Origin of the sequence: uncultured Arenimonas sp., assembly GCF_963976025.1 — a bacterium.
Classification (GTDB): domain Bacteria; phylum Pseudomonadota; class Gammaproteobacteria; order Xanthomonadales; family Xanthomonadaceae; genus Arenimonas.
Window position 1 is genome coordinate 20,563 of the sequence record NZ_CAXBJS010000010.1, and the last position, 9,885, is coordinate 30,447.

At 69.5% G+C, this 9,885-nt stretch carries 9 protein-coding genes; all 9 read right to left on the reverse strand.

The window, feature by feature from the left end:
* Positions 1–58: 58 nt before the first annotated feature.
* Entirely contained in the window at positions 59–601 is a 543-nt protein-coding gene (locus AACZ35_RS01555; RefSeq protein WP_339825233.1) for a hypothetical protein, read from the reverse strand.
* Between the two features lie 218 nt (positions 602–819).
* Positions 820–1,407, reverse strand: a complete 588-nt coding sequence (gene rnhB / locus AACZ35_RS01560) for a ribonuclease HII (RefSeq protein ID WP_339825236.1) — start codon at positions 1,405–1,407, stop codon at positions 820–822.
* A complete protein-coding gene (gene lpxB / locus AACZ35_RS01565) occupies positions 1,404–2,567 on the reverse strand; it encodes a lipid-A-disaccharide synthase (RefSeq protein ID WP_339825238.1) in 1,164 nt (387 codons plus the stop codon). The genes rnhB and lpxB overlap by 4 nt, the downstream gene beginning before the upstream one ends.
* Positions 2,568–2,574: 7 nt before the next feature.
* Entirely contained in the window at positions 2,575–3,345 is a 771-nt protein-coding gene (lpxA, locus tag AACZ35_RS01570; RefSeq protein WP_339825240.1) for an acyl-ACP--UDP-N-acetylglucosamine O-acyltransferase, read from the reverse strand.
* A 1-nt stretch (position 3,346) separates the two neighbouring features.
* Positions 3,347–3,811, reverse strand: coding sequence for a 3-hydroxyacyl-ACP dehydratase FabZ (gene fabZ, locus AACZ35_RS01575; protein WP_339825243.1), 465 nt, complete (start codon positions 3,809–3,811; stop codon positions 3,347–3,349).
* Between the two features lie 8 nt (positions 3,812–3,819).
* A complete protein-coding gene (gene lpxD, locus AACZ35_RS01580; protein WP_339825246.1) occupies positions 3,820–4,794 on the reverse strand; it encodes a UDP-3-O-(3-hydroxymyristoyl)glucosamine N-acyltransferase in 975 nt (324 codons plus the stop codon).
* Between the two features lie 10 nt (positions 4,795–4,804).
* Positions 4,805–7,306, reverse strand: a complete 2,502-nt coding sequence (bamA, locus tag AACZ35_RS01585; protein ID WP_339825249.1) for an outer membrane protein assembly factor BamA — start codon at positions 7,304–7,306, stop codon at positions 4,805–4,807.
* A gap of 47 nt (positions 7,307–7,353) precedes the next feature.
* Positions 7,354–8,691 (reverse strand): RIP metalloprotease RseP, encoded by a 1,338-nt coding sequence (gene rseP / locus AACZ35_RS01590; protein ID WP_339825251.1) that lies wholly within the window; start codon positions 8,689–8,691, stop codon positions 7,354–7,356.
* Positions 8,688–9,872: a 1-deoxy-D-xylulose-5-phosphate reductoisomerase gene (locus tag AACZ35_RS01595; RefSeq protein WP_339825254.1), complete on the reverse strand. Its 1,185-nt coding sequence runs from the start codon at positions 9,870–9,872 to the stop codon at positions 8,688–8,690. Before AACZ35_RS01595 ends, rseP begins: the two co-directional genes overlap by 4 nt.
* Positions 9,873–9,885: the final 13 nt, after the last annotated feature.

Below are 9,885 nucleotides of genomic sequence, written 5' to 3' on the forward strand. Positions count from 1 at the left end.
CCGGAAGTGAGCATTACCTTCGGCCCAATTCAGCCGGCCGACAGCTTCGCCGCGTGTTTCACACCACGCGCAGGCCACCTTCGAGCGGGCCGTAGTCGACGTAGTGCTGGTGGCGAACGCGATGCAGCTGTTCCCACAGCGCGCCTTCCTCGAGCCGCGACTGCAGCCAGTTGTCGCGCGTGGGATGGCCGCCGAAGGCGTCGCCGGACTCGTCGCGGAAACGCTGGAAATCGCGATAGTCCTCCAGTTCCTCGGCGACCATCGGCCAGGCCAGTTCGACCAGCAATGCGTCATCGAGGCGGCCGACGCGCGGCGTATCGTCGGGGATCAGGTCGCGCACGCGTTCGACGTAGGCAAGCATGCGGCCGATGCGCCGGGCCAGGGCCGGTTCCACCGCCCAGTCCGGGTCGGCCACCAGGGCCTGCAGTTCGGCCAGGCGGCCCAGGCGGGCCTGCAGCAGCGCTTCGCCCTGCTCGGGCGGCAGCTCCATCAGCCAGCGGGCGACGCTGGCCACGGCATCGGCGTCCACGTGCGGCGCGTCGGGGTGCAGTTCGTGCAGCAGGTCGTTGAATTCCGCGATGGCCCGGGGGGCAAGCGGCACCGGCCCGGCAAAGGCGGGGCCGTCGTGGCGGGCAAGGCGGGGCAGGGGCAGGGGCGTGCCTGCCGGGAGGGGAGGTTCGTGGCGCATGGCAGTCCTCGCTGCCGGCCGGTGGGGGGCGCGGTGCGCGGCTGGTCGGCGGTGGCCGCACGCCGCCGCATCCGCCGGGATGCAGGTATTGGTCTACGCCTGCGCGACGCGGGTGTCCAGTGCCGCTGCGTTCAGACGGGCAGTGAAGGTGCCAGCAGCGCGCGCACCGGCGCAAAACTGCGGCGGTGCTGCTCGCAGGGGCCCAGCCGGCGCAGCGCCTCGAGGTGTTCGGGCGTGGGATAACCCTTGTGCAGCGCGAAGCCGTATCCCGGGTGCTGGTGCTCGAGTTCGCGCATGTAGTGGTCGCGCGCGACCTTGGCCAGGATCGACGCGGCCATGATCGCCGGTTCGCGCGCGTCACCCTTCACCAGCGCCTCGGCCGGGCAGGGCAGGTCGCGCGGAAGCCGGTTGCCGTCGAGCAGCGCGTGCACGGGCGCGGGACTGAGCGCGCGCAGGGCCCGCGACATGCCGGCCATGGTGGCGTGCAGGATGTTGAGCCGGTCTATTTCCGCGGGCCAGACCCATTCCACGTGCCAGGCCAGGGCCTGGGCCTGGATCAGCGGCGCCAGGGTTTCGCGCCGGGTTTGCGACAGCGCCTTGGAATCGCCCAGGCCGGCCACTGGTCGCGCCGGGTCGAGGATGACCGCGGCCACCGACACCGGGCCGGCCAGCGGGCCGCGGCCGGCCTCGTCGACGCCGGCGACCAGAAGCAGGTTCATGGGCCCGCCAGCAATTCGGCGACGGCGTCCGCGGCGGCGGCGTCGGCATTGCCGCGCAGTTTGGCGTGGATGTGTTCGTAGCGCGGCAGCAGCGTCGCCCGCGCATCCTCGTCGCGGAACCAGAGCATCACCGACTCGGCCAGGTTTTCCGGGGTGCAGTCGTGCTGCATCAGTTCGGGCACGATCGGTTCGTTGGCCAGCACGTTGGGCAGGCTGTAGGTGCTCACGCGCATCATGCCCAGGGCCATCACCAGCCGGTAGGTCAGCGCCGAGATGCGGTAGCCCACCACCATGGGCCGCTTGGCCAGCATGGCTTCCAGCGCCGCCGTGCCCGAGGCCAGCAGCACCACGTCGGCGGCCACCATCACGTCGTGGGCCTGGCCGTCGTAGAGCGCCACGTTGGCCAGCTGCGACTTCGCCAGGCCGGCTTCGATCGCGGCGCGGCAGGCCGGGTCGGCGGCCGGCACGGCCACGGCCAGTCCGGGCATCTGCAGCGTGACCAGTCGCGCGGCGTTGATGAAGGTGGGCCACAGGCGCTGGATTTCGCCCTGGCGGCTTCCGGGCAGCACGGCCAGCACGGGGATGTCCTGCGCCAGGCCGAGGCGCTCGCGCGCGGCCCGGCGGTCGGGCACGGCGTCGAAGGCTTCGGCCAGGGGATGGCCGACGAAGCGGGCATCGATGCCGTGGCGCTGGTAGATCGGCGGTTCCATCGGGAACAGGCACAGCACGCGGTCGGCGCTGCGGCCGATCTTCGCGGCGCGGCCTTCGCGCCAGGCCCAGACCGACGGGCTGACGTAGTGCACGGTGCGGATGCCGGCCTGCTTGAGCTTGCGCTCCAGGCCCAGGTTGAAGTCGGGAGCGTCGATGCCGATGAAGACATCGGGCTGCCAGTCCATCAGGCGGCGACGAAGGCCGGCGCGCAGGCGCAGCAGGCGCGGCAGGTGGCGCAGCACTTCGGCCAGGCCCATCACCGCCAGTTCGCTGCTTTCATGCCAGGCCTCGAATCCCTCGGCCAGCATGCGCGGCCCGCCGATGCCGGCGAACCGTGCGTCGGGGAATCGTTTCTTCAGCTCGCGCACCAGGCCGGCGCCGAGCAGGTCGCCGGAGGCTTCGCCCGCGACCAGGGCGATCCGCAGCGGACGCGGCGCGTGGCCGCCCACGCCGGCGTCAGCGCAGCAGGCCGCGCCCGCTGTGCTCGATGAAATCGAGCATCAACTGCACGTCCTGCGAGTCGGCGGCGCCGGCGGCCAGTTGCCCGCGCACTTCGGCCAGCGGTTTGCCGGAAAGGTAAAGCGCCCGGTAGGCGCGTTTGATCGCGGCGATGCGCTCGGCGTCGAAACCGCGGCGCTTGAGGCCTTCGGCATTGATGCCACGCGGGGCGGCGTACTTGTCGGCGACCATCACGAAGGGCGGCACGTCGGCGTTGACCAGGCTGCCCATGCCGATGAAGGCGTGCGCGCCGATCTTGCAGAACTGGTGGATGCCCGCGAAGCCGCCCAGGATCGCCCAGTCGCCCAGCTCGGCGTGGCCGGCCAGGGTGGCGTTGTTGGCCAGGATGCAGTGGTCGCCGACGACGCAGTCGTGGGCGATGTGCACGTAGGCCATGATCCAGTTGTGGTTGCCGATGCGGGTGAGCGCGCCGCCGTCGCCGGTGCCGCGGCTGATGGTGGTGAACTCGAAGATGGTGTTGCCGTCGCCGACCAGCAGTTCGGTGCGCTCACCGGCGAACTTCTTGTCCTGCGGGTCGTTGCCGACCGTGGCATGGGCGTGGATGACGTTGTCGCGGCCGATGCGGGTGGGCCCGCTGATCACCGCGTGCGGGCCGATCCGGCAGCCGTCGCCGATTTGAACCTCGGCGCCGATGATGGCGTAGGGGCCGACCTCGACCCGCTCGCCGATCCGCGCCGTGGCGTCGATCAGGGCAGTCGGGTGGATCATCCTATTCCTTGCCTTCGGCGCACAGGATTTCCGCGCTGGCCACGACCTTGCCGTCGACGCGGGCGGAACATTCGTAAAGCGCCATGTTGCGGATGTTGCGCTTGAGCACCACTTCGATGTCGAGCTGGTCGCCCGGCACCACCATGCGGTTGAAGCGCGCGTTGTCGACCTTCACCAGGTAGAACAGCTTGCCTTCGGCGATGGCGTCGCGCGGCAGCGACAGCTGGGTGAGCAGGCCGCCGGCCTGGGCCATGGCTTCGATCACCAGCACGCCCGGCATCACCGGGCGACCGGGGAAGTGGCCCTGGAAATAGGGTTCGTTGAAGGTGACGTTCTTGATGGCGCGGATGCGCTTGTGCGCTTCCAGTTCGACCACCCGGTCTACCAGCAGGAAAGGATAACGGTGGGGAAGCAGGTCCAGGATGCAGGCGACATCCACGGGCAACTTGATGGCGTCTTGGCTCATCCTGGGGTTCAATCCTTGGGTGGGGTGCCCATTCTACGCGCCAGCGCGTCCAATTGCCGGAACCGGGCGGCATTGCGGCGGAAACGCCGGGCGTCCTGCGCGGCCATGGCCGAGGCGTATTCGCCCGGCTCGGTGATCGAAGCCGTGACCAGGCTCATGGCGGTGATCGTGACCCGGTCGCAGACCGACAGGTGGCCGGCGATGCCGGCGCCGCCGCCGACCAGGCAGTAGCGGCCGATCCGGGCCGAACCGGCGACCGCCACGCAGCCGGCCATGGCGGTATGGGCGCCGATGCGCACGTTGTGGCCCACCTGCACCAGGTTGTCCAGGCGCACGTCCTCTTCGAGCACGGTGTCGTCCAGGGCGCCGCGGTCGATGCAGGTGTTGGCGCCGATCTCGCAGTCATCGCCGACCTGCACGCCGCCCAGCTGCGGCACCTTCAGCCACTGGCCGGCGTCCATCGCCAGGCCGAAGCCTTCGGCGCCGATCACGGCCCCGGGATGCACCCGCACCCGGGCCCCCAGGCGCACGCGCGTCACCAGCGTGACCCGCGCCAGCAGCTCGCAGCCGGGCCCGACCACGCAGTCGTCGCCGATGATGCAGCCCGGGCCGATGACGGCGCCGGCGCCGATCCGGCAGCGCGCGCCGATGCTGCTGAAGGGACCGACATGGGCGCCTGGGTGGATGTCCGCATCGCCGGCGACCACGGCCGAGGCGTGCACGCCCGGCGTCGTGGCCGGGCGGGTTTCGAACAGGGCGGCGATGCGGGCGAAGGCCGCGTACGGCGATGCCGCGACCAGGCAGGGCACGGGGCAGTCGGCGGCGTCGGCCTCGGCCAGCACCACCGCCGAAGCGCCGGTGCCGGCCAGTTCCTGCCGGTAGCGCGGGTTGGCCAGGAAGGCCAGTTGGCCCTCGCCGGCCGCGCGCAGGCCAAGCGTGAAGCGCGCGGCGAGTTCGGCCAGCGTTGGCGACGGGGCGGGCATCGCCCCGGCCTTAGAAACTGCCGCCGAAGGTGAACTGCAGGCGTTCGATCTGGTCGGCACGCTCGCGCTGGATCGGCAGGGCGTAGCTGATCTGGATCGGACCCATCGGCGATTCCCACTGCAGCGCGACACCGGTGGAGATGCGCAGCGTCTTGGCTTCCCAGTCGTCGAAGCCGTTGTAGACGTTGCCGTAGTCGATGAAGGCCGACAGTCGGGTGCCCTTGCTGTCGAACAGGGTCGGGAAATAGAACTCGATGGTGCCGGCGGTCTTGAGCGAGCCGCCGATGGGCTGGCGGAAACCGTCGCTGGTGAACTGGTAGGTCGGGCCGACGGTGTTGACTTCGAAGCCGCGGATCGAGTTCGGGCCACCGGCGTAATAATTGCGGAAGAAGGGCAGGCCGCAATTGGTGGTGGTGGTGATGATGTCGCCTTCGGTGTCGAAGCTGTCGCACAGCGCGTCGGCCGTGTCGCCATAGCTGTCGCCGTAGCCGAGTTCGACGCCGAACTTCGCCACCAGCCAGTTGGCCAGCGGGATGTAGTGCTCGAAGTTGTAGCCGAGCTTGTAGTACTCGAGGTCGCTGCCGGGCAGCACGAATTCGGCGCTGATCCGGTGGTAGGTGCCGCGGGTCGGCAGCAGGAAGTCGTTGCGCGAATCGCGCACCCAGCCGGTCTGCAGGCGCCAGGCGTTGACGTTCCACTTGCGCGAGCCGCCGCTCTGCAGCGGATCGGTGGTGGTCGGATCGTCGTCGTCGTTGTCGGGCGGCGTGTCCGGGTCGCGGTCGTCGTCGATGTGGAACTGCGGGAAACGCTGGCGGTCGCCCAGGGTGGAGACCAGGTACTGGATGAGCGGTTCCGGGGTGAAGCCGTCCTGGGTGGTGATCGAGTTGCGGTCGATGCCCAGCGAGAACTGGATCGAGTCGGTTTCGGTCAGCGGCAGGCCCATCAGCACTTCGGCGGCGGACACGGCGTTGTTGTACTGGGCCAGGTTGGCGTCCTGGCTGGAATAGCTGTAGTCGCTGTGGCTGAGGTTGTAGCCCAGGCTGATGCCCGAATCGGTGAAGTAGGGGTCGGTGAAGCCCAGCGAGTACTGCTTGGAGTAGCTGTTGTTCTGCACCGCGATGGAAACGCGGTTGCCGGTGCCCAGGAAGTTGTTCTGCACCAGCTGCAGGCTGGTGATCAGGCCGTAGGTCTGCTGGTAGCCCAGGCCGAAGGTGAACTGGCCGGAGTTGCGTTCCTTGACGTTGACGACCACGTCCACCTGGTCCGGCGCGCCGGCCACTTCCGGCGTCTCGATGTCGATTTCCTCGAAGAAGCCCAGGCGCTGCAGGCGGACCTTGGAACGGTCGACCGCGGCCTGCGAGAACCAGGCGCCTTCGAACTGGCGCATTTCGCGGCGCAGCACTTCGTCGGCGGTGCCGGTATTGCCCTTGAAGACGATGCGGCGGACCTGCACGCGTGGGCCCGGCTCGACGAAGAAGTTCAGGCCGACGACGCGGTTTTCGCGGTCGATGTCCGGCACCGGGTTCACCTGGGCGAACGCGTAGCCGATGTTGCCCAGCATCGCGATCATGGCGTCGGTGCTGAGCTCGACGCGGGCGCGAGAGAAGGTGCCGCCCTCGCGCACGAACAGCATCTTCTCCATTTCCTCGACCGGCAGGATGGTGTCGCCCGAAACCTTCACCTCGCCGATGGTGTAGACCTCGCCTTCGGCGACGTTGGCGGTGACGAAGATGTCGCGCTTGTCCGGGCTGATCGCGACCTGGGTGGACTCGACGTTGAAGTCGACGTAACCGCGGTCGAGGTAGTAGTTGTTGAGCTTCTCGAGGTCGCCCGAGAGCTTTTCGCGCGAGTACTGGTCGTCGCGGCGGTACCAGGACAACCAGTTGCTGGTGTCCGATTCCCAGGTCTCGCGCAGGTCTTCCTCGATGAAGGTCTCGTTGCCGACGATGTTGATGTCGCGGATGCGCGCGGCCTTGCCTTCCTCGATGATGATGTTGACGTCAACGCGGTTGCGGTCGAGGTTTGACACGGCCGGCAGGATCGAGACGTTGTACTTGCCGCGGTTGTTGTACTGGCGGATCAGTTCCTGGGTGATGCGGTCGAGGTTGAGCGGATTGTAGGTCTCGCCCTCGGCCAGGCCGATGCTGCGCAGGCCGACCATCAGGTCGTCGGTCTTGATGTCCTTGTTGCCGGTCAGCGTGATCGAGTTGATGGCGGGACGTTCGGTCACCACCACGACCAGGATGTCGCCCTGGCGCTCGAGTCTGACGTCGCTGAAGAAGCCCGTGCGGAACAGCGCGCGGATGGCGTCGCCGGAGCGGCCGCGGTCCAGCGTGTCGCCGCGCTCGACCGGCAGGTAGGTGAAGACCGTACCCGGGGAGATGCGCTGCAGGCCCTCGACGCGGATGTCGGCGACTTCGAAGGCCTCGTAGTTCTGGGCGTGGGCGGGGCCGGCAAGGGCGGCGGCGAGCGCAATGCTCAGGAGGCAGCGTCGGACAGTGGGTCGCGTCATCATCAATCCGTGGAAACCGGGCGGAATCGCCCGCAATGGGTGGAAGCTCAAGAGCCGAGCCGGAGAATATCGTTGTAGAAGGCCAATCCCATCAGGCCGGCCAGCAGGGCCAGACCGATGTATTGGCCTGCCACCAGGCCGCGTTCGCCGACCGGACTGCCCTTGACCAGCTCGATAAGGTAATACAGCAGGTGCCCACCATCCAAGACGGGGATGGGCAGCAGGTTCATGATGCACAGGCTGAGCGAGAGTATCGCGAGGAAGTTAAAAAACCATGCGGGCCCCAGTCCGGCGCTGCCGTTGGCGACCCGGGCGATGGTGATCGGGCCGGAAATGTTCTTCAGCGATGCCTGCCCCGAGACCATGCGCCAGAGCATGCCCAGCACGTCCGAGGTCATCTGCCGGGTTTCGGCCAGGGCCGCCGGGACCGCGGCCAGCGGGCCGAAGCGCAGCAGGGCGTCCTGCTCCAGCGGCGCGGCCAGAACGCCCAGCTGCCAGACCGGCTGGCCGTCACGCTCGGCCCGCTGCGGGCGGACCTCGAGCCCCTGGCGGCGGCCGTCACGTTCGATCCCCAGCGCCAGCGGGCGGTCCGGGCCGGCCAGTTCCTGCAGCAGGGGCGAGACCTGGTCGTAGGTGTGCACCGGGCGGCCGCCCAGCGACACGATGCGGTCGCCGGCGCGCAGGCCGGCGGCTTCTGCCGCCGAGCCCGGCGAGACTTCTCCGACCACGGCCGGCCAGGCCGGGCGCAGGCCCAGGTCGGTGAAGGGGCGTTCTTCGCTCAGCACCAGGCCCGGGCGGTCGAGCGGCAGCATCCGCACGCGCTCGTCGCCGTCGGCGGTGCGCACCCGCACGGCGGTCGGCTCGCGGTCGATGACCGCCGTGGCCAGGGCGATGCCGGCCTCGCTCCAGGTGCGGGTGGCGCGGCCGTTTACTTCCAGCAGGCGGTCGCCGGCCTGGAAGCCGGCTTCGGCGGCGATGCCTTCGGCGCGGCCGATGTCGGGCTGGAAGTCGGGCTTGCCGACCACGAACATCAGCCACAGCAGCGCGATGCACAGCAGCAGGTTGGCGATCGGGCCGGCGGCGACGATGGCGATGCGCTGCCAGACCGACTTGGCGTTGAAACTTTCGTGGCGCTCGGACGGGGCAACCTCGACCTCGCGTTCGTCGAGCATCTTCACGTAGCCGCCCAGCGGGATCCAGGCAATGGCGTATTCGGTGCCATCGCGGCCGATGCGCTTCCAGAGCGGCTTGCCAAAGCCCACGGAGAACCGCAGCACGCGCACGCCGCAGCGCCGCGCGACCCAGTAATGGCCGAACTCGTGGAAGGTGACCAGGATGCCGAGGCTCACGATGAGCCACCACACCGAGCCGAAGAATTCCGTCATTGCCGCCGCATCCTCGCGATCATGTCTGAGGCCAGGCGCCGGGCCGCGGCGTCGGTTTCAAGCAGGTCTTCCAGGGAGCCGGCCGGGCCGCCCGGGTGGGCATCCAGGCAGGCCTGGACCAGGTCCGGAATGCCAAGGAAGCCCAGTTTGCCCTGAAGGAAGGCTGAAACGGCCACTTCGTTGGCGGCGTTGAGCACCGCCGGGGCGCCACCGCCGGCTTCCAGGGCGCGATAGGCCAGGCCCAGGCAGGGGAAGGTTTCCAGGTCGGGCGGCTCGAAGTCGAAGCGGGCCAGGGCGGCCAGGTCCAGCGGCGCCACGCCCGACTCGATGCGCTCGGGCCAGGCCAGGCCATGGGCCAGGGCGGTGCGCATGTCGGGATTGCCCAGCTGCGCCAGCACCGAACCGTCGATGTAGTCGACCAGCGAATGGATGACGCTTTGCGGGTGCACCACTACTTCAATGCGCTCCGGCGGCAGGCCGAACAGGTGCCTGGCCTCGATGACCTCCAGGCCCTTGTTCATCAGCGTGGCCGAATCCACGGAGATCTTGCGGCCCATGGACCAGTTCGGGTGGGCGCAGGCCTGGTCGGGCGTCACCGCCGCCAGCGCCGCGCGGTCGCGGCCGCGGAACGGGCCGCCGGAGGCGGTCAGCAGCAGGCGGCGCACGCCCTGGCGGCCGCCGTCGGCGGGCAGGCACTGGAAGATGGCGTTGTGTTCGCTGTCCACCGGCAGCACGGTGGCGCCGCCTTCGCGGGCCGCGCGCATGAGCAGGTCGCCGGCCAGGACCACCGACTCCTTGTTGGCCAGCAGCAGGCGCTTGCCGGCGCGGGCCGCGGCCAGGGTCGAGGCCATGCCGGCGGCGCCGACGATCGCGGCGACCACGGTGTCGTTGGCCGGGTCGGTGGCGACTTCGTCCAGCGCTTCGGGGCCGGCCATCGCCCTCGTGGGCAGGCCCAGGGCCGCCAGGCCGTCGCGCAGGGCGGGGTAGGCGGCCTTGTCGGCCACCACGGCGGTGTCGGGGCGGAAACGGGCGCACAGGGCCAGCAGCGCATCCACGCTGCCATTGGCGGTGAGCGCGCCGACCCGGAAGCGGTCCGGATGCCGGGCCACCACGTCCAGGGTCGAGCTTCCGATCGAACCGGTGGCTCCCAGCAGCGCGATCGTTTTCAGAGGCCGAGCCATGCCTTGCCCACCA

Bases quoted from the DNA above. Each gene is read 5' to 3' on its own strand.
- rseP (WP_339825251.1), bottom strand. From the start codon at position 8,691: ATGACGGAATTCTTCGGCTCGGTGTGGTGGCTCATCGTGAGCCTCGGC.
- rnhB (WP_339825236.1), bottom strand. From the start codon at position 1,407: ATGAACCTGCTTCTGGTCGCCGGCGTCGACGAGGCCGGCCGCGGCCCG.
- lpxA (WP_339825240.1), bottom strand. From the start codon at position 3,345: ATGATCCACCCGACTGCCCTGATCGACGCCACGGCGCGGATCGGCGAG.
- fabZ (WP_339825243.1), bottom strand. From the start codon at position 3,811: ATGAGCCAAGACGCCATCAAGTTGCCCGTGGATGTCGCCTGCATCCTG.
- bamA (WP_339825249.1), bottom strand. From the start codon at position 7,306: ATGACGCGACCCACTGTCCGACGCTGCCTCCTGAGCATTGCGCTCGCC.
- AACZ35_RS01595 (WP_339825254.1), bottom strand. From the start codon at position 9,872: ATGGCTCGGCCTCTGAAAACGATCGCGCTGCTGGGAGCCACCGGTTCG.
- lpxD (WP_339825246.1), bottom strand. From the start codon at position 4,794: ATGCCCGCCCCGTCGCCAACGCTGGCCGAACTCGCCGCGCGCTTCACG.